The organism is Tenacibaculum aiptasiae, assembly GCF_008806755.1.
Taxonomy (GTDB): domain Bacteria; phylum Bacteroidota; class Bacteroidia; order Flavobacteriales; family Flavobacteriaceae; genus Polaribacter; species Polaribacter aiptasiae.
Map to the genome: position 1 here is coordinate 137,463 of NZ_WAAU01000003.1, position 20,564 is coordinate 158,026.

The 20,564-nt window shown below is 29.3% G+C and carries 20 protein-coding genes; 8 read left to right on the forward strand and 12 right to left on the reverse strand.

From position 1 onward, the window contains the following. Positions 1-12: 12 nt before the first annotated feature. From rpiB to F7018_RS00690, 3 genes are all read right to left on the reverse strand, one after another. Positions 13-447, reverse strand: coding sequence for a ribose 5-phosphate isomerase B (gene rpiB, locus F7018_RS00685; RefSeq protein WP_150898054.1), 435 nt, complete (start codon positions 445-447; stop codon positions 13-15). A 661-nt stretch (positions 448-1,108) separates the two neighbouring features. Then, complete coding sequence (locus F7018_RS18225; protein WP_175578598.1) at positions 1,109-1,276, reverse strand: hypothetical protein; 168 nt, start codon at positions 1,274-1,276, stop codon at positions 1,109-1,111. A gap of 71 nt (positions 1,277-1,347) precedes the next feature. Beyond that, positions 1,348-2,262 (reverse strand): diacylglycerol/lipid kinase family protein, encoded by a 915-nt coding sequence (locus F7018_RS00690; RefSeq protein ID WP_150898055.1) that lies wholly within the window; start codon positions 2,260-2,262, stop codon positions 1,348-1,350. A 116-nt stretch (positions 2,263-2,378) separates the two neighbouring features. Here F7018_RS00690 and rnr point away from each other — a divergent pair, with 116 nt between their 5' ends. From rnr to F7018_RS00705, 3 genes are all read left to right on the forward strand, one after another. Continuing rightward, positions 2,379-4,574 (forward strand): ribonuclease R, encoded by a 2,196-nt coding sequence (gene rnr / locus F7018_RS00695; RefSeq protein ID WP_150898056.1) that lies wholly within the window; start codon positions 2,379-2,381, stop codon positions 4,572-4,574. 91 nt (positions 4,575-4,665) lie between these two features. Further along, positions 4,666-5,343 (forward strand): head GIN domain-containing protein, encoded by a 678-nt coding sequence (locus tag F7018_RS00700; RefSeq protein WP_150898057.1) that lies wholly within the window; start codon positions 4,666-4,668, stop codon positions 5,341-5,343. Between the two features lie 34 nt (positions 5,344-5,377). Then, complete coding sequence (locus tag F7018_RS00705; RefSeq protein WP_150898058.1) at positions 5,378-5,566, forward strand: Sec-independent protein translocase subunit TatA/TatB; 189 nt, start codon at positions 5,378-5,380, stop codon at positions 5,564-5,566. 51 nt (positions 5,567-5,617) lie between these two features. Here the strand turns inward: F7018_RS00705 and F7018_RS00710 are convergent, their stop codons facing one another. Beyond that, a complete protein-coding gene (locus F7018_RS00710) occupies positions 5,618-5,935 on the reverse strand; it encodes a heavy metal-binding domain-containing protein (RefSeq protein WP_150898059.1) in 318 nt (105 codons plus the stop codon). A gap of 3 nt (positions 5,936-5,938) precedes the next feature. Continuing rightward, entirely contained in the window at positions 5,939-6,856 is a 918-nt protein-coding gene (locus F7018_RS00715) for an SPFH domain-containing protein (protein ID WP_150898060.1), read from the reverse strand. A 127-nt stretch (positions 6,857-6,983) separates the two neighbouring features. Here F7018_RS00715 and F7018_RS00720 point away from each other — a divergent pair, with 127 nt between their 5' ends. Beyond that, entirely contained in the window at positions 6,984-7,382 is a 399-nt protein-coding gene (locus F7018_RS00720) for a DoxX family protein (RefSeq protein ID WP_150898061.1), read from the forward strand. A gap of 142 nt (positions 7,383-7,524) precedes the next feature. Here the strand turns inward: F7018_RS00720 and F7018_RS00725 are convergent, their stop codons facing one another. From F7018_RS00725 to F7018_RS00740, 4 genes are all read right to left on the reverse strand, one after another. Further along, positions 7,525-8,382: a class I SAM-dependent methyltransferase gene (locus tag F7018_RS00725; RefSeq protein WP_246175017.1), complete on the reverse strand. Its 858-nt coding sequence runs from the start codon at positions 8,380-8,382 to the stop codon at positions 7,525-7,527. 110 nt (positions 8,383-8,492) lie between these two features. Beyond that, entirely contained in the window at positions 8,493-10,370 is a 1,878-nt protein-coding gene (gene mnmG / locus F7018_RS00730; protein ID WP_150898062.1) for a tRNA uridine-5-carboxymethylaminomethyl(34) synthesis enzyme MnmG, read from the reverse strand. 28 nt (positions 10,371-10,398) lie between these two features. After that, entirely contained in the window at positions 10,399-10,815 is a 417-nt protein-coding gene (gene ybeY / locus F7018_RS00735; RefSeq protein ID WP_150898063.1) for an rRNA maturation RNase YbeY, read from the reverse strand. A gap of 91 nt (positions 10,816-10,906) precedes the next feature. Then, positions 10,907-14,209, reverse strand: a complete 3,303-nt coding sequence (locus F7018_RS00740; protein ID WP_150898064.1) for a DUF4175 family protein — start codon at positions 14,207-14,209, stop codon at positions 10,907-10,909. Between the two features lie 122 nt (positions 14,210-14,331). Here F7018_RS00740 and F7018_RS00745 point away from each other — a divergent pair, with 122 nt between their 5' ends. Then, the gene (locus F7018_RS00745; RefSeq protein WP_150898065.1) at positions 14,332-15,156 is read left to right on the forward strand and encodes a hypothetical protein; all 825 of its coding nucleotides are present in this window, start codon (positions 14,332-14,334) and stop codon (positions 15,154-15,156) included. A 203-nt stretch (positions 15,157-15,359) separates the two neighbouring features. Then, positions 15,360-16,877, forward strand: a complete 1,518-nt coding sequence (gene gltX, locus F7018_RS00750; protein WP_150898066.1) for a glutamate--tRNA ligase — start codon at positions 15,360-15,362, stop codon at positions 16,875-16,877. A 51-nt stretch (positions 16,878-16,928) separates the two neighbouring features. On the opposite strand, the gene F7018_RS00755 is transcribed toward gltX, so the two are convergent. The 3 genes from F7018_RS00755 to F7018_RS00765 form a co-directional block, all read right to left on the reverse strand. Beyond that, positions 16,929-17,522, reverse strand: a complete 594-nt coding sequence (locus F7018_RS00755) for a porin family protein (RefSeq protein ID WP_150898067.1) — start codon at positions 17,520-17,522, stop codon at positions 16,929-16,931. Between the two features lie 55 nt (positions 17,523-17,577). Continuing rightward, a complete protein-coding gene (locus F7018_RS00760) occupies positions 17,578-18,012 on the reverse strand; it encodes a tellurite resistance TerB family protein (protein ID WP_150898068.1) in 435 nt (144 codons plus the stop codon). A 417-nt stretch (positions 18,013-18,429) separates the two neighbouring features. Next, the gene (locus F7018_RS00765; protein ID WP_150898069.1) at positions 18,430-19,164 is read right to left on the reverse strand and encodes a DNA/RNA non-specific endonuclease; all 735 of its coding nucleotides are present in this window, start codon (positions 19,162-19,164) and stop codon (positions 18,430-18,432) included. A 239-nt stretch (positions 19,165-19,403) separates the two neighbouring features. Between F7018_RS00765 and F7018_RS00770 the strand changes: the two genes are divergently transcribed. Both F7018_RS00770 and F7018_RS00775 read left to right on the forward strand, forming a co-directional pair. Beyond that, complete coding sequence (locus tag F7018_RS00770) at positions 19,404-20,105, forward strand: class I SAM-dependent methyltransferase (RefSeq protein ID WP_246175018.1); 702 nt, start codon at positions 19,404-19,406, stop codon at positions 20,103-20,105. 10 nt (positions 20,106-20,115) lie between these two features. Then, positions 20,116-20,562 carry a hypothetical protein gene (locus F7018_RS00775; protein WP_150898070.1) on the forward strand — a complete coding sequence of 149 codons (447 nt, stop codon included), beginning with the start codon at positions 20,116-20,118 and terminating at the stop codon, positions 20,560-20,562. Positions 20,563-20,564: the final 2 nt, after the last annotated feature.

Genomic DNA, 20,564 nt, shown 5'->3' on the forward strand with positions numbered 1-20,564 from the left:
ATGCTATACTAATTAACAATTAGTAGGTATTTTGTTTACTCTGTTCGCATGACGTCCACCTTCAAACTCAGTAGATAAAAAAATCTTAACAAAACCTAAAGCTTGTTGTAAAGAAACAAAACGAGCTGGAATTGTTAAAATATTTGCATTGTTATGCTGACGTGTTAATTCAACCAATTCATTATTCCAACATAGTGCTGCTCTTACTCCTTGGTGCTTATTTGCAGTCATTTGAGCGCCGTTTCCACTTCCACAAAGTATAATTCCCATTTCTGCTTGTTCTGCCTCTACAGCTTCTGCTGTGGGGTGAATAGCATCAGGATAATCCATACTATCATTTGTATTCGTTCCAAAATTAATAACCTTGTGTCCTAATTCTTCTAAAAGTTTAATGATTTCAAACTTATATTCAGTACCTGCATGGTCATTTCCTATGGCAATTGTCATAATTTGTTGATTTTAATTTAGTTGTGAACTACAAAAATACAGTTATTCACGGTTATCAACAGTAATTAACAATGCTTTTTTTGGTGTTCTTAATAACCTCCTTAAAAACAAGTACTTAAACCATATTAAGTAATTGTTAAGAACTGGTAGTATATTTTTAAAAAAATATTTGATTATTTACATTTTTTTTACAATACAAGAACCAACTTTAATTATGCAACTTTTTTTTTGAGTTTTTAACTAACATTTATCAACATAAAATTAACGCTTTATTTACACTGAAATTAAAATTAACTATTCATAATTTTTAGTGAACTACTGTTTATAAGTTTTGTTAATAACTCTAAATTATAATTGATTTCTAAGAAATTATAATCTTAATAACCTGTTTATTTTATTTAATAAGTGATAACTCCAAATATTAAAACAGAAATTTATTCCACATATTAACACACTATAATAACAATCATTTCTTTTTTTAAATTTTAAAATATCTTTTATTAATATATAGTATATGTTAATAACAACTCTTTTTGAAAATTTGTGATGAAACTAATTTTAGATGAAGTTATGTTTCTTTTGAGAATAAAAAAAGAGTTATACGGTTAGTTATAACTCTAGTTTTGTTTATAAGTGAGAACAATAGGGCAAGAAAAAGCTCTTAAGCTGTTTTCTGTAACTTTTTGATAAGGTATACACTGTCTTTAGCCTTGACTAATTCAGTAGGAGTCTTTTTATTCAACGTTGAGTTGATGCTTATTACAGTAACGATGATTCCTGTAATAAAGATGAATAAAAATAAAGCGATAATTTTTCTTAATTTTTTCATTATTAACGACTTTCTATTATAAAGACGTTAAATTTTAAGAAATGTTACATTTTTCTTAAGATTTATTTAACTTATTTAGGTACAATGAATTGCAATGCCTTATGAATGAGTGTTACTTTTATGGCTCCCTGCCCTATTAATTCTCCGTCTGCTTGGATAAATGGTTTGTCCTTTTTTGATTTTGGAGTTATTAACAATGTGTTTGATAAATGTGTTTCTACCTTAGTATGTTTGACTATCAGACCATTATATAACTTCTTAATGTTTAATATTAAGTCGCTTAAATTCAGGTTTTTAGCTATAGTTATATCAAATAAACCGTTTGTAGAATCTTTATAGTCAGTTAGTTGCATCCCTCCTGCTGAGTACTTACAAATACCAAATAAAGTCATTAAACACTTCGTTTCAACAAGCTTATTGTTAACTTCTATAGCAAAAGTTGTCTTTTTATAAAATAATAAACCAGCAATTCCGCTTAATAAATATGCTATAGCACCAAAACGTTTTAATTTATTCAACTTGTTAACAACATAACCGTCATAGCCTATTCCTGCTACGTTGTTAAAGTATGAGAGCTCATTATTTAACTCTATACAACCAATATCTTGATATATCTTATTCTCAGCTTTTATCAAACCTATTGCTTCTTTTATATTTTTTGAAATTCCATAGGTTTTAATCCAATCATTTCCAGTACCTAAAGGTATTACAGCTACTGTAACTTCTTTAGGATCAGTAATTTTCTGTTTCATTATACCGTTTACAACATGATGTAAGGTGCCATCACCACCTACAGAAATTATGTTTCTAAAACCTTGATTAATAGCGTTTTCAACTAATTCTAATTCATGTTTAGAATGTGTTGTTTTAGCATGTTGATAAGTGATTTGATAATAATTTAATTGTTTTTGAATTTCATTCCATAGTTCATTAAAATTACCATTTCCTGCAATAGGATTAACAATTACAAACCAAGATTTTTGCATAAAAGAATAAATTAAGGAGCGACAAAGTACAAAATAGAATTGATAACTCTTATTTAATTAACAAGGTCTAATTTTATTCGTACTTTGGTGGAAAATTTATTTAAGACGAAAGATTAATGACTAGAAAGAAAAAAATCTACAAGAAAAAAGGGAAAATTATAAAAGATCTTACCCGAAACATTTTTAGAATTCTTAACGAAGACAGCTCTAAATTTTATAATTATAAACAAATTGCTAGTAAAATGGGAATTTCCGATACTGATGGAAAAACTCAAATTTTAAAAAAATTAGCAGAACTAACAGCCAGTCAAAAAATTAAGGAAATTGATAGAGGTAAATATCAAATCAATGAAGATAGAAAGTATCATATTGGTACACTGGATGTTACTTCTAACGGTAATGCTTATTTTATTTCTGATGATTTTGAAAACGACATATTTGTTCCTTCAGTTAACTTAGGAAAAGCTTTGCATGATGATACTGTAAGAGTATATGTTTATAAAAAAAGAAGAAGCAATAAGTTAGAAGCTGATGTTGTTGAAATTATAGATAGAGCTAAAACAGAGTTTGTTGGAGTTTTACAAATGAATAAAAACTTCGGTTTTGTAGTACCTGATAGTACTAAGATGTATGCTGATATTTTTATATCGCAAAACAAATTAAACAATGCACAAGATGGCGATAAAGTTGTTGCTAGAATAACAGATTGGCCTGAAAATTCTAAAAATCCATTTGGTAAAATAACTGAGGTTTTAGGTAAACCAGGAGACCATAATACAGAAATTCATTCAATTCTATTAGAATATGGTTTACCATATGAATTTCCAAAAGAAGTTGAAGAAGATGCTAAAAAGCTTTCTCTAGAAATAACAGAAGATGAGATTGCTAAACGACGTGATATGCGAAGCGATTTGACATTCACTATTGATCCTAAAGATGCTAAGGATTTTGATGATGCACTATCATTTACAAAATTAGAAAATGGTAATTATGAAATTGGAATTCATATTGCAGATGTTTCACATTATGTACAACCAAAAACCATTTTAGATGATGAAGCTTATGACAGAGCAACATCTGTTTATTTAGTTGATAGAGTGGTTCCTATGTTACCTGAAATGTTAAGTAATGGTGCTTGTTCGTTAAGGCCTAACGAAGAAAAATTGACATTTTCAGCAGTTTTTGAAATGAACGATAAAGCTCAAATTATTAACAAATGGTTTGGAAGAACAGTAACTTATTCTGACAAACGTTTTGCTTATGAAGAAGCACAGGCAATTATTGAAAATAAAAATAATATAGTTCCAGCTGATGTATCGCTTACCGGAGAAGAATATATTGTTGATGACGCTATAGTTGAAGCTACTTTAAAATTAGATGAACTTGCTAAGAAAATGCGTAAAAAACGTATGAAATCTGGAGCAATTTCATTTGATAGAGTCGAAGTAAAATTCAATTTAGATGAAGAAGCAAATCCAACTGGAGTTTTCTTTAAAGAATCTAAAGATGCTAATAAACTTATTGAAGAGTTTATGTTGTTAGCAAACAAAAAGGTAGCTGAGTTTATAGGATTTTCTAAAGGAAAAGCAACTAAGAATACTTTTGTATATCGTGTGCATGATGAGCCCAATATTGAAAAATTAGCTTCATTGCAAAACATTATTGGTAAGTTTGGATATAAGATCAATACTGAAAGTAAAGAAACTACTTCTCAGTCTTTAAACCAGTTACTAGCTGATGTTCATGGAAAAGGTGAAGCCAATATGGTTGAAACTTTAGCCATTAGATCAATGAGTAAGGCTGAATATACTACTCAAAATATTGGACATTATGGTTTAGCTTTTGATTACTATAGCCACTTTACTTCACCAATACGTAGGTATCCTGACGTAATGACACATCGTTTACTACAGCATTATTTAGATGGCGGAAAATCACCAAAAGCAGAAGTTTACGAAGAAAGATGTAAACATTCTTCAAAAATGGAAGAATTAGCTTCTAAAGCTGAGAGAGATTCTATTAAGTATATGCAAGTTAAGTATATGCAGGATCATAAAGACCAAGAATTTGAAGGTGTTGTTTCTGGAGTTACTGAATGGGGAATTTATGTAGAAATTTCTTCTAACAAATGTGAAGGAATGGTTCGTATTAGAGATATTAAAGACGATTATTATATCTATGATGAACAGCAGTATGCTATTGTAGGTCAGTCAACTAAAAATTTGATTCAACTTGGAGATAATGTTGTAGTTAAAGTTAAAAAGACAGATTTAGAGCGCAAGCACTTAGATTTTGATCTAATTTCACATTAATTTTATACACTTTGTAACAATAAAATTTAATATTTGTCTTTATAGTAATGGTATAATTCTTGGTTATACTAACTAACTAATGACGATTAAAATGAAAAAATTAGCATTTTTGAGTTTGTTTTTGATGACCGTTTTAGCATCAGCACAAACAACGATTGATAAAAAATTAGGAGATTTCACTACCGTAAAAGTGTATAATGGTATTGATGTTAAGCTTGTTAAAAGTGATGAATCAAAAATTGTTATCACTGGCGAAAAAGCTGAAAAAGTAAAAATTAAAACATCAGGAAATACATTAAAAATATCATTAAGATTTCCTGAAACTACAGCAGATGGTAAAGTAAAAGCTACACTTTATTATGCATCAACATTAAAAACAATCGATGCAAATGAAGGGGCAATAATTACTAGTAATGGCATAGAACAATCACAAGTTGAAATAAAGGCTCAAGAAGGAGCTTTTATTAACATGGTAGTTAAGGTTAAGCATTTAAAGGTAAAAAGCTCTTCAGGGGCTGTTATAAGGCTTTCAGGTACATCTAAAAACCAAACTGTTGATGCTGACTTAGGAGGAATGTATCACGGATATAAATTAGAAGTAACTGATATGACCATGGTAAGAGCAGGTTCTGGTTCTAAAGTAGAAGTACAATCAGGAGAAACATTAGATGCTAAAGTATCTTTTGGAGGATCAATTTTTTATAAAGGAACACCTGAAGTATTTAAAGATAAAAAAGTAATTGGTGGTGTTATAGAACAGAGAAGTTAATTTTGTATCTTTGTACTGTAAAATTTAATATAAAATGATTTCACAGACTATATTTTTAGGAATGATCGGGCCTTGGCAAATTGCCATTGTAGTAGCACTAGTTTTATTAATGTTTGGAGGTAAGAAGATTCCAGAACTAATGAAAGGTTTAGGTACTGGTATTAAAGAGTTTAAAGATGCTACTAAAACTGAAGGAGAAGAGAAAATAGAAGAAAAGAAATAATTATTTTCTATATATAAAAAAAGCCGATACAATTAAGTATCGGCTTTTTGTTTATACCTTTATGGCTGTTCCAGAGGCGGTTACCATTAGCATTCCACCATTGGGTCCTACAGTTTCATAGTCTAAATCTACACCAACTATAGCATTAGCTCCAAGAGCTTGAGCACGCTCTTGCATTTCTCTTAATGATGTGTCTTTTGCTTCTCGTAAGACTTTTTCATACGAACCAGAACGTCCACCAACTATATCTCTAATTCCTGCAAAGAAATCTTTTAAAATATTGGCTCCAATAATTGTTTCACCCGTAACAATTCCTAAATATTCTTTAGCTGGCTTATTTTCAATAGTATGTGTTGTTGATATAATCATAATTTATTCTGATTTTTTATTTTTTTTCATGGCTTCACCAATTTGATTACTAGCTGTAAAACTAGCTACCATGTCATTTAACATTTGACTTCCTGCTTGTGGTGAATTTGGTAATAATATTAAGTTACTGTTAGTTTCCCCACCAATAGACTGTAATGTATCATAATGTTGCGTTACAACGATTAAAGCAGATGCTTCCTGACTATTGATACCAACTTTGTTTAAAACTTCTACAGACTCTTCTAATCCACGCGCAATTTCACGTCTTTGATCTGCAATACCTTGTCCTTGTAAACGCTTACTTTCAGCTTCAGCTTTTGCCTTTTCTACAATTAAAATACGTTGCGCATCTCCTTCGTATTGTGCAGCTACCTTTTCACGTTCAGCAGCATTAATTCGGTTCATAGCTTCTTTTACTTGAGCATCTGGATCAATATCTGTTACTAAAGTTTTGATAATATCGTAACCATATTCCATCATTGCATCATTTAATTCAGCTTTTACAGCAATTGCAATATCATCTTTCTTTACAAATACGTCATCTAAGCGCATTTTAGGAACTTCTGCACGTACCACATCAAAAACATAAGAAGTAATCTGATCGTGAGGATAATCTAGCTTATAGAATGCTTCATACACCTTATCTCTAATAACTTTATATTGAACAGATACTTTTAATTTTACGAATACATCATCTAGAGTTTTTGTTTCTACAATAACATCTAATTGTTGAATTTTTAAACTCAATTTTCCAGCAATTCTATCAACTAAAGGAATCTTTAAATGTAAACCTGAGTGTCTGATACTGTGAAATTTACCGAATCTTTCGATAATACCAGCGGTTTGCTGTTTTATAATAAAGAAAGAAGAAAGAAAGATTATAATTCCGAAGAATATAACCGGATACATGAAAATAGGCATGATTTTAATTTTTAATAGTTAGTAATTTTTCTTTAAATATATAGCTTATATATGTTATAAGACGCATTTTTAAGAAAATGTTACAACTAGATACAGAGATGAATTATATTTGCTAAAAATCAATTATATGGAACTAATACAAACACACGCCACCGAAATTTTAATATTACTTTTTTTAACAGTTACTTTTTTACAATCTGGAATAGATAAAGTAAACGATTGGAATGGTAATCTTTCTTTTATCAAAGACCATTTTAAAAATTCACCTTTAAAAAATTCTGTACCTCTTCTGTTAGCTATAATTTTAGTGATGGAAATTTTAGCAGGTGCTTTTATGCTTGTTGGTATTTTTAATTTAGCAACAACAGGTGCAAAAGATTTAGCTTTATTAGGAATTGAATTAGCAGCATTGTCTTTAATATTTTTATTAATAGGCCAACGTTTAGCAAAAGATTATGCAGGTGCGATGACTTTAGCAGTTTACTTCATAATTGCAATTTTTGGTGTTTATATTTTAAATAGTTAAAATTTATGATTATATTTTAATAATAAAAATAATTTATTAAAAAACCTCTTAAAACGTAAGTTTTAAGAGGTTTTTATTTTTAATCAAGGTGTTTTATTGTTATTTATATTTACTATCCTTAAATAGTCTTTAAAATAGTTTTTTACTTGTTTTTTATGATATATATCAAAGATGAGTACTCTCCATTCTTTTTTGCTTTCAAATTTGATTTTAAACCAACAAAAAATGCTTTAACAGTTTTACTTTTTTTGTTTTTGTATTTTTCTGATAATAATGAAACATAAAAAGAATCAAACTTCATAGGAAGTATTTTTTCAACATTCATGTTTATGTTAGAAAATATTTTTTGAATAGAGTTTTTAGAAAAATGCCACAAGTGTCTTGGAACATCATAAGCTGCCCAAAATTCTTTATAATAATCAGCATCGTAACTTTTGTAATTAGGAACAGCTATTATTAATACACCATTAGGTTTTAATAATTTTTTTAATTGATTCGTGTATTCTACTAAATTTGGAATATGTTCTAAAACATGCCACAAAGTAATTACATCAAAACTAGTATTTTTTATCTCTGTGATTTCTTTATGTAGTTTAATTGATTTTTCTTCTGCAATTTTACGAGCCTTATCTGAAGGTTCTACTCCTTTTATCTCCCAATTATTTTCTTTACATACTTTTAAAAAATCTCCAGTACCTGCTCCAACATCTAAAATTGTTTTTGATTCGGTATTGAATGAATTAATTAATTTTAATTTTTTCTTTAGTGTATAGTTTTTTACTAACTGATATATTTTATCTATAAATCCTTTTTTGCTATCGGTATGTGAAATGTACTCTTCGCTTAAATAGTATGTTTCTAAATTTGATGGAACAGGAGAGGTTACTAACATGTCATATTCTTCATTAAGCATTACCTCGTAACTTTCTTTTGAAACTGTGTAATCAATACAATTTAAAAAAGGTTTTAAATCTTTATACAACTCTTTTTTGTTATTCAAGTTTTATATTTTTTTGATATTGTTCCATGTGGAACGTAAGTTTAATTATTTGCAATATTACGTAAAAAGAAAAAACGTTCCACATGGAACGTTTTATTTTTAGTTATATTTTATCTACCCATATAAACTAATAGAACTGATATGTCGCTTGGAGATACTCCACTTATTCTACTAGCTTGAGAAATTGATGTTGGTTGGATTTTAGATAATTTTTCTCTTGCTTCAAATGATAAAGATTTTACTTTGCTGTAATCAAAACTAGAAGGTATTGGAACATTTTCTAATCTGTTTAATTTGTCAGCATTATTTTTTTCTTTCTCTATATATCCAGAATATTTTAAATGTATTTCTACTTGCTCTATAATTTCAGAATCGATATTGTTTTCTGTAAAATAATTTTCAAGCTTTGCAATCGATTTAAAATCGTTAATACTTAATTGAGGTCTAGCAGCAATTTTAAAAAGCTTCATTGATTGGTTGATTAAAGTTAAACCTTTGCTTTCTAAAATTGGATTGATTTCTTCTTTCTTTACACTTAAGTTTTCTAAGAAATTAATAACATCTTTAGTTTTTCTTCTCTTCTCTTCTACTCTATCCATTCTCTCTTGAGAAGCTAAACCTAATTGAAATGATTTTTCTGTTAAACGTAAATCAGCGTTATCTTGTCTTAAAAGAGTTCTGTATTCTGCTCTTGAAGTAAACATACGATAAGGCTCTTCTGTTCCTTTAGTAATTAAATCGTCAATTAAAACTCCAATATAAGCTTCACTTCTTTTTAAAATAAATGGCTCTTTGTTTTGAATTTTAAGAGCGGCATTTACTCCTGCCATTAATCCTTGAGCAGCTGCTTCTTCGTACCCTGTAGTTCCGTTTATTTGCCCAGCAAAAAATAAGTTCTCAATTAACTTAGTTTCTAAGTTGTGTTTTAATTGTGTTGGAGGAAAGTAATCGTATTCTATAGCGTAACCATAACGTAAGAATTTTACATTCTCAAAACCTTCGATAGATCGTATAGCTTTATCTTGAATATCTTCAGGTAAAGAAGTTGAAAAACCATTTACATATATTTCAACTGTGTTCCATCCTTCTGGTTCAACAAATATTTGGTGACGTTCTTTTTCTGCAAAACGATTAATCTTATCTTCTACAGATGGACAATAACGAGGTCCTGTAGATTTAATTCTTCCGTTAAACATTGGAGACCGATCAAAACCTTCTCTAAGTAAATCGTGTACTTTAGGGTTAGTATAAGTTAAATAACAAGAACGTTGTTTAGTTAATGTTTTTGTTATTGGTAAATAAGAGAATTTCTCAGGATTATCATCTCCTGGTTGCTCTGTCATTTTAGTATAATCTAAAGATCGTCCATCAACTCTTGGAGGTGTTCCAGTTTTCATTCTTCCAGATTCAAATCCTTTAGAAACTAAATCTTCTGTTATTCCTGTAGAAGAACCTTCTCCAGCTCTTCCTCCACCAAATGTTTTATCCCCTATATGAATTAAACCATTTAAAAAAGTTCCTGCTGTTACAATGACTGTTTTAGCTTTTATGTGTAATCCTAATACGGTTTTTACTCCTACAATTTTATCTCCTTCAAAGATTAAACCGTTTACAGAATCTTGATAGAAATCTAAATTATCAGTTTGCTCAAGCATGGTTCTCCAACACTCTGCAAATTGCATTCTATCAGATTGAGCTCTTGGACTCCACATAGCAGGTCCTTTCGATTTATTTAGCATTTTAAATTGTATAGCTGTCTTGTCGGTTACAATAGCGCTATAACCTCCTAATGCATCAATTTCACGAACTATTTGTCCTTTAGCAATTCCACCCATAGCAGGGTTACAACTCATTTGAGCTATGTTTTGCAAGTTCATTGTAATTAGAAGTGTGTGTGCACCCATGTTTGCACTTGCGGCTGCAGCTTCACTTCCAGCATGTCCTCCTCCTACTACAATTACATCGTATGTTGTATTAAATAAACTCATTTTATATTCAGTTCCACGTGGAACGGTTTTAATTATTTTCTAATTTCTTTAAACAGTCGTTTTCTTTATTTCGCATAATTTCTTTCTCTTCTTTTGTTTTATCCTTGTATTTCATGTAGTGCAAAATACCATGAATAATTACTCGGTGTAATTCGTTTTCAAAAGAAGTTTTAAATAAGTCAGCGTTTTCTTTTACGCGTTCTACTGAGATAAAAATATCTCCACCAACTAATTTACCAAGTGTGTAGTCGAAACTAATTATATCAGTAAAAGTATCGTGTTGTAAAAACTCAACGTTTATTTTGTGTAAATAAGAATCGTCACAAAATATATAGTTTACTTCGCCTAATTCAAAGCCTTCTTCTTCTATGCAGCTCTGAATCCATTTAGAAGTTTTTTCTTCGCTTTCTAACTGAAAATTGGTTTCGTAATTAAAGTCAATCATTCTTTATTTATCAGGATAATTAATTTATTAATTAAGTAATAAATCAATTTAATAAATAAAAAGTATTGTTTTAAATACTAAATTGACTCTATTACTTTTCGTTTTTAGGAAGGCTAAAATACTCTTGAACCTTCTTTTTATAATTTTGGCGCAAAGGTAGTGATTGTCTGTTTAATATCTCTGTTTGGTTATAAAACAGCTTTTTGAATTTTAATTCTTTACTGGAACTATTATTGAATTCTTGTAAGTTGGTGTTTGATTTTCGTTTCTTATCACGATTCTGTTCAAAGGTAGCTTTATCTAATTTTAGTAATTCATAGTTTAATCGTTGCATTCTGTTAATGCTTTGTTGCGTAAAACCTTTTTCTAAAATTTCATTTTCTAACTGCTCCATTTCTTTTAAAGCTTGCTTAGCTTTTCCATTTGAATCTTTACCTTCTTTAATTGCGTTTTCTAATTGTTGTCTTAGTTCAGATTGTTCTTTATAAATTTGAAATAATTCACCATCTAAACCTTCGCCTTGTTCTCCGTTTTTACCTTCTTTTTTGCCTTTATCTCCACCCTTCTTTCCGTCTTTTCCATCTTTAGGTTTTCCTTGATTTTTCTTTTTCATACCATTCTTCATCTTTTCCATTAATTCATTTTGTTTTTGAATAATGTCTGGTAAGCTAAAAGATTTACCTTTCCCCTTTCCTTTTCCGCTACCAGGTAATGGATTTTGCATAGCGTCTAAAGCATTACTTAACATGTCTGCTAATGTGTTTGCAGAAGTCATTACATAGCGTTGATTTGAAATACCATTTCTAAATTTGTTGTCAGCAAAGTTTTCTAATGATTGGTCTAAGTTGTAATGAGCTAATGCAAGTTGATCTTGAACCTTAGAAGATATCTTTGGAGATTTCATTGATAATACAAATAAGCTATCATCTATGTGCTCAAAATAAGTTTTAAGTAGATGCTGTTTTTGTAAGTTCTTACCAAAGTTTGGGTGTGATGAATTAGTGCTTGAAAAAATATTCATTAGTCTTTCTTGGTTAAAAGAAAATGTAATTAAGTTTTCTAATACCTGACGTAAACCTTCCATGTTTTCTTGTTCCATATCGGCGCTCATTTGTTGCATTGAGTCTTGCATTTTTTGACTCATTTCTTTCATCTTTTTAGCAGCCTTTTTTTGATTTTCTTTTGCCTCTTGTTGTTTTCCGTTATCTAATTTTTTATCTGCGTTATTTAATTCTTTTTGTATTTCTTCAGAAGGCTTTTCTAAAGATGGAAGTTTCATAGGAGCTTTTAATTTATTGTTATCTTTTTTTAATTCATCAAGATCTTTTTTAATCTTTTGAAACTCCTTATTGATTTTGTTTTGCTCTTCTTTTGTAGCTTCTTTCTTATTAAGCTCTTCTTGCTTTTTAGCTAAATCGTTTATGTCGTCAGCAATTTTTTGCATCTTTTGTTCAACATAATAACGTTTGGTCATTTCCAAAATACGTTCTAAACTTTTTTCTTGTTGCTTATTTTGTTCTGCTAATTCTTTTGTTTTTTTAATTAGCTCTTCCTTGTTAAGCTTCTCTGCAAGCTTCTTTAATTCATCTAATAGCTTTTGTTGTTTCTCTAATTTCTTTAGCTCTTCTATTCTCTTTTTTAAGTCTTCTTTTTTCTCTTGAAGTGTTTCGTTTTTCTCTTTTTTCTCAGAGAAATTCTCTTGTAATTTTTGAGCTTGACGTTGCATCATTTCTTTATACTGGTCTTGACGCTTAATTAAATTTTTAATTTTTTTCTGATCGTTCCAGTTAATATTCTTTTTGTTTTGTAGATCGAATTGAATCTTCTCTAATTCTTTTTTACTCTTTTCTTGCTTGCTTAAAGAATTTTCTAAATTCTGAATATAATTACGTTGTTCTTGTAATAATTCGTTTTCAATTTCATTAGATGTTTTCTGTCTATATGAAAACTTTCTACTAACAGCTTTTTTGCTTCCATTAATAATATCATTGTCAAAAACCTGAAAATACATTTCATAATTAACTCCTTCTTTTAAGTCTAATTTGTTTGGAAACTCAAAAAAGAAAGTCTGAATATTATTCTTGTTTATGTTTATTAAAGTGTTTTTAGAATCGCTAATATTGTTTTTATCATAATACACCAACTCTAATTTTTTAAAGCCGTAGTCGTCTGAAATCTGTCCTACAAATTGAGCATTACCTCTACTAATACTATCTATGTTTGAATTCACATTTATAGTTGGAAATTCATCTTTAGTAACATCAATAGAAAACTGTAATTGTTCGTAATCTTTTAAATTTTTATTAGTAGTTGTTATCTGATAATTGATTGATTCTTTTAATTGTTTATTCAATTGAAAAAGATCAGAGTTTTCTTTAGAAAAATTAAAACGTTTTTGATTTAGTAGTAAACTAACTGTATCGGTTTCAGTTGTTTTTACCTTCCATTGAACAATTGTTCCTTGTGGAACATTTATGTTTCCCGTGTTTTCAATCGTCTCATTTTTCTTTTTAGTATAAGCTGGATATTTTAAGTTTAAAGAGATGTTTTGAATAGATGGAGTGTTTATAACAGATAAATTAAATGTATTCGATTCAATACCGTTTGCGCTTGTATAAAAACTAATAGCCTCTTGAATTTCTACAAATGTGTAAGAAAAAAGACCGTTACCTTCATTCTCTAAATAATATTGTTGATTGTTGAAATGGATTTTAGCTTCTTGAGGAATCACCTCTCCTGTTGTTTGAATATATATAGTAATATCTTTTCCTTTAATTACATTTAAATCTTTAGAAGTTAAATTAAAATAAAAAGGAGCTGGAGGTGTATAAGCAACAGAATGATTTACCATACGATTAAAACTCTGTGAAAGTTTACTTGTTGTTCCAGTCAAAAAAGTAAAGCCCCAAATTAAAAGAGGAATTAAAGCGTACTTTAAATACTTTTTATTCTTTTTAAAGTCTATTGCTTTATTAAAAGAAATAGGTTGTAATACACTTGATTTTTGTTCTATACTAGCTAATAATAAATCTGAATTATCGCTATTTTCTTTTAATTGAAGTACGTTTAAAAGTTTGTCTTTAACTTCAGGAAAATGATTTCCGATAATTTTTGAAGCATCTTCAAAAGAAATTCCTTTTTGTAAACCAGTAATTTTAAAAATAGGAAAGCAAATAAAACGGAAAAATAGAAATAGTTCTACAGCAATAAATAGCCAAAATAAAATGGTTCTTGCATTAGGTTTAAGCCATAAAAAGTATTCAATGAATAGGGTAAAGAAAAGATATATTAACCCTAAAGAAACAAATAGTATGCTTCCTCTTATTAATTCATTTGTGTAGTATTTTTTACTAAATTGTAGTAACTTCTGTTCTATTATATTAAATTTCTCCATATCAACTATAAAAGTACTATTTTTAAAAGTAAATTATTGTTAAAGATATGTGTAAGAAAATACCATTAATAGCTACTAAAGCCTTGAAATAATTATTTTTTAAAAAATTAAATACGTTAAACATGAAAAAACTATCTATTTTACTCTTATTATTTTCAGTAAATCTTATAGCTCAAAGTCCATGGACGAAAAAGAAAAACGAGGGATATGTACAATTATCTTTTACTACAATTTCTAATTATGATGCATTGTACGGTAACCCAGATTATAGCACAAATCGTAAAATAAATGATAATACTTTACAATTATATGGAGAGTATGGTCTTTCAGATAAAACAACTTTAATAGCTTCTGTACCTTTAAAAATGGTTAAATCTGGAGCTTTAGTACAACCAATTTCATTTACTACTGAGGAATCAAAAACATCATTAGGAAATATTCAAATTGGAGTTAAGCATAATTTCTACAACAAAAAATGGTTATTAACAGGGCAATTAACAGTTGAAGCTAACACAAGTAGTTTTTCAATTGCTTCTGGTTTAAGAACTGGTTACGATGCTTGGACAGTTACACCATTATTTATTGCAGGAAGAGGATTTGATAGATGGTATATTCAAGCCTCAACAGGATTTGATATTAGAACTAACGATTATAGTAGTACATATAAGTTAGGTGGAGAAATAGGATATAAAGCTATAGATTGGTTATGGGTTGCTGGATTTTTAGATGGCGTAGCTTCTCTTAAAAACGGAGATGTTGCTTTACCACTTCAAAATGTTGCTACAGGATTATACGTAAATGATCAAAGTTTTGCCGCATTTGGATTAAAACTAATAGGAGAAGTTAGCGATAAAACAGGAATCAATTTTGGTTTTGGAGGAGCATTTGCTGGAAGAAATGTACCTAAAAAAGCAGCATTAACTTTCGGATTATATCATAAATTTTAAAAAGTAAGGAAATCCCCTACTTTTTTTATGGCAAAAATAAAAGATGAAACATAAAATTAATGTAGTTTGCGTTATCAACTAACCAAACTTAAGCTTTGATTAGCTTAAATGGTTTTTGCCAATTCAAATAATACAAAGCGAGCTTAGGCTCGCTTTTTTTATGATTATATTAAAACTATCTTTGCGCTTTCAAATTAAAAACAATGACTGATAACGTAAGAGTACGCTTTGCTCCTAGTCCAACAGGACCATTACACATGGGTGGTGTTAGAACCGCATTATTCAATTATTTATTTGCAAAAAAATATAACGGAACTTTTGTTTTACGTATTGAAGATACAGATCAAACTCGTTATGTAGCAAATGCAGAACAATACATCATAGATTCTTTAGAATGGTGTAATATACCATTTGATGAAGGACCAGGAAAAAATGAAAAATTCGGACCATACCGTCAGTCAGAACGAAAAGAATTATATAAGCAGTATGCCGATTTATTAATTGAAAAAGGATGGGCATATTACGCTTTTGATACAGCTGAAGAGTTAGATGCACACCGTAAAAACCATGAAGAAAATGGTAAAACATTTATCTACAATTGGCATAATCGCGAAAAATTACAAAACTCTTTAGCGCTTTCTGAAGAAGAAGTAGCTACTAAAATAGCTGCTGGTGATAAATATGTAGTTCGTTTTAAAACACCACAAGACGAAACATTAATCATGCAAGATGAAATACGTGGGACTATTAAAATAGACACAAATACCTTAGACGATAAAGTATTATTTAAGTCAGACGGAATGCCAACGTATCATTTAGCAAACATTGTTGATGATCATTTAATGGAAATATCACATGTAATTCGTGGTGAAGAATGGTTGCCTTCTCTCCCACTTCACATGTTATTGTATAAAGCTTTTGGTTGGGATGCACCAAAATTTGCACACTTACCATTAATTTTAAAGCCAGTAGGAAAAGGAAAATTAAGCAAACGTGATGGAGATAAATTAGGTTTTCCAGTATTTCCATTAGAATATACCAACGAAGAATCAGGAGATGTTTCTAGAGGATATAAAGAAGACGGATATTTTAACGATGCATTTATTAATATGCTTGCTTTCTTAGGATGGAATCCTGGTACAGAGCAAGAAATATTCTCTTTAGAAGAATTAGTAAAAACATTCGATTTAGCAAGAGTTAGTAAATCTGGTGCCAAGTTTAGTCCAGATAAAACAAAATGGTTTAATCAACAGTATTTACAGCTTAAAACAGATAAAGAGTTGACTGATTTATACTTGCCAATTCTTGAAGAAAAAGGAATCAATAGTGATGTAGATTATACAGAGAAAGTGGTTTCTTTAATAAAAGAGAGAGCAGTTTTTGTAGCTGATTTCTGGGATTTATCAAGTTTCTTCTTTGAAAATCCTACAGAATATGATGCAAAAGCAGCAAAAAAACAATGGAAAGAAACAACAGGAGCTTTAATGACTGAATTAACAGAAGTTATTTCTAACATTGAAGATTTTTCTATTGAAAACTCACAAACTGAAATTAAAGGATGGATTACCTCAAAAGAAATAGGGTTTGGAAAAGTAATGCAACCACTTCGTTTGAGTTTAGTTGGTAAGTTAGCAGGACCAGATTTGTTTGAAATTATGACAATGATAGGAAAAGAAACTACTTTACAACGCATAAAAAATGCAATTGAGAAGTTATCATAAATAAAAAAATCCGGTTTAAAACCGGATTTTTTTATGTGTTTAGTTTTCTATTTAAAACTGATTGTAGTAGCATGAAGCACTTGATTTATTAGGTGAATTGCCACCAGACATATTATTCCAATTCAACCTAAATACAACACTCAAAGTCCCTTGGATATGAGAACGCATGCTTTCAAAGCTCTCTAATGAATGCTTGTAATATACTTGAGGATTTATACCTATAGTATCGGTTAACCAGTAAATACCACCCGCACCAATATTAAACGTTGGTGTCATCTTTCTTTCAGAATCAACCACACTTCCACCAGCGAAAACATAAGGACTAAAATTCTCAAAAAGAGGATTTAAGTTATAACGAAAAGATGCGTCTAATGAAAAATATTTAGCTGAATTTTTGATTAATCCAATATCATCAATTGTATTAAATGACATGGCTCCGTCTAAAGAAAATCGCTCACCAATTGGCATTGTTAAACTGATAACAGGTACTTGAAATAAAGCCCCATCGCCAATAAAAGCAGCATCACTTGAACTAAATTTTGTAACTCCCATTCCAATACCAATTTGCCAAGAATCGTTCAAATTTTGGGAAAATAAATTTATAGAACTGCAAAGTAAGGCTATAAGTAAAATTTTATTCTTCATTAAATAGTAGATTTATTATAATAACTTGGTTAGCGCGAATTTAGTATAAATCTGTTTAAATAGCGTTTACTTTTTTTATTGCATTAGTAAAATCATCCAAGTCATTATCGTTCAATACTAAGTGCAAAGCTTCATCACATACTTTTTCAACATTATCTGTTGGAAAATGTAAAGCAACAGCTATTTTTTGCATTAAAATCACCTGATCCTTGTCAACATGTTCATCGGCAAAAATCATTTTAGTTAAACGATATAAACGTTCAATACGCTCATCGTAGCTCACAGGAGGATTGACAGGAAATTTTTCAGGATTTTTTAAAATTTCATCATACTCACTTTTATTAATGTGTAATTTTTTAGCAGCTCTATCTAAAAGTTTCTGCTCCCCTTCTGAAATAATTCCATCAGTCTTTGCAATTTTTACAACACTAGCAAAATGACCTTTTTCTTGTTTGTGTTTTCCGCTTGAATATAAATCTGAAATAGCCATATCTAAATTTTTTAAGATTAATAAGTTTTTAATATTTAGAAGCAGGGATTCAAAAAAAGTCACGAGTAACTTTTCTATTAAATTTAAGAAATTTGTCAAAAAAACAAGAATTGATTTTTTTTATGTTGTTGTTTTTAAGTATAAATTTTAGTAATTAAAACAACTCTCTCAAGGTTTTTTTAAGCGTATTTTAAAAATGGCCTTATAGAATTGTTGTTATTTATTTAAAAGAGCCTAAAAACTACCTAAAATTAAGTTTTTACATTTTTTTGACTCAAAAATTCACTTTTGAGTGTTTTTTGAAAATTTAAATAAAATTTTATGATCAAATTAAAAATTATATAAGGAAATTCTATTTTAAAAAAATAAATCCTAAACAATGTTTTACATGAAAAAATTTCATGTGGAACATTTCAATTAATAATCCCAAATAGGATTTGGAAATTTTTTTTGTTGATGAAGATCACCTCCATCGATACGATCCCAAAATCTTCCACCAACTTTTTGTTCGGCGTCATAAGTAACAACTAAATAGTCTTCTAATTCACCACTCAGTTGTCTATTCTCCATTTCAAAAGTCCATAAAGACAAACGACCTTTATCATCTTCGGCTAAAACACTTTTAACAAAAGCATGAGGAATAGGAACATCGATACCATATTCGTTAGAAGAATCGCCAATAGTTTTAATTTTTTGATCAAAATAGAAAACAGGAGCGGTAAGCACATAAGTTTCTAAAATTTCAGGTTTATCGTTGAGTTTTCTGATAGCTTCTTCTAATTTTCTCCAAATTCTACGATTAAAATATGGTTTTTGAGGAGACATATTCGATAGTAAAAAGGTTTCACTATTTTGAATTTCCAGAATATCACTATTTGCACTGGCCACAAGGTGTCCACGGTCGTAACCACTATTTTTATAAGCCCCTAAACCAGCACGAAAACGTTTTGGAATTCTAGTATCAGCACGAAAATTATTCATACGATCGGCTTTGGTTAGTAAATACTTATTTCTGTTAATAATTTCTAGTGTCCATTTGGCTTGTCTGAAATACCAAGAGTAACCAATAGTAAAATAACGGCCTACTAAAATTTCATCGCATACAGGAGCACCATAACGAAGTTCAGGTTGGATTTGAAATGGATTATTCATTTTTCTTTTTTATAAAATTTAGTTGTTAAATTACTGAAAATAAGTTAATTGAATATTTGTAAAACGTTAATTTTAAGAGGTTTATAAAATATATGGCTGAAGAAAAATTGTATTTACAAAATGAAAAGTTCCACGTGTAGTAAGTTTAAAAACAAACAAACTTCTATATTTTAAACGTTTTTCTACATGTAAAATTGGAAGAACTACTTTGCTCCTCTCCTATTAAATAACTAAGTTTAATGACAGAAAAGAAAAGGTTTTTAACAATGGAAAACGTAGAAATATTCGAAGATAAAAGAGCTACCAATTACAATGAATTTGTTGAGGCTTGGATACCAAACTACCATTATTTTTTAAGCAAATTACCACAGATTTTAAGTCAAACAACCAACAAAAAATTACTGGTAGCAGGTTGTGGAACAGGTAACGAAATAGCCTATTTTATAGAGAATTCTAAGCAATGGGAAATTTTAGGAGTAGATCCGTCGCCAGAAATGATAGCACAAGCTAGAAAAAAGCTACAAGAATATAAAAATGTAACTTTAATCGAAGGATTGGTAAGTGACTTAAGTTCATCACAAAAATTTGGAGCTGCTACCCTACTATTGGTACTGCATTTTATGGAAGATGATGGTACGAAGCTAAACTTATTAAAAAGTATAGCAGAGAGGTTGGAAAACAACGCTCCATTGGTATTATTAGACATTACAGGAACTAAAAAACAACTCAAAGAAAACTTACAAATATTAAGACAGCTTTTACCAAAAACAATTACGGAAGAAGAGATAAACAATCGCTTGTATCGTATAGAAAATAAGTTAAAATCAGTATCGGAAGAACGATTAAGAGAATTGCTTATAAAAGCTGGATTTGAAGCACCTTTACGCTTTTTTCAAACATCTATTTATATGGGTTGGATAACTACAAAAAGAACGAATTAAATTATATAAAATGCTAAAGAAAATAGACAAAGTTTTAGCTGCTTTTGGAAACATTAGAGCTATGAAAAGAACACATGTTGATACTTATACAGAAGGAAGGATAAATGAAATAAAAGGTGATCAAATTGCAGGAAATAATCTATTAGGTATTTGGATTACATTCAACGAATTGGCTGGTTATAAGTTCTTGGAATTAGCTATGCTTAGCAGAACAGAAATAAAAACATTTAAAGGTGTAGAGTTATCTTTTTTGGGAGGGGAAGTAGAAATGTATATAGATTCTGATACTAAAGAAATAAGTTCTGATTTTTCTAATATTTCCAATAGATGGTTAACACATATAAGTTTTGAAGTAAGTGATGAAGATATAGATTTTATAACAAAAAAAGAGTATGAAATTATTCAAATAGAGAGTAAAAAGAAGCAAATTAGATTTAAAACAACTAACAATAGTTAAAA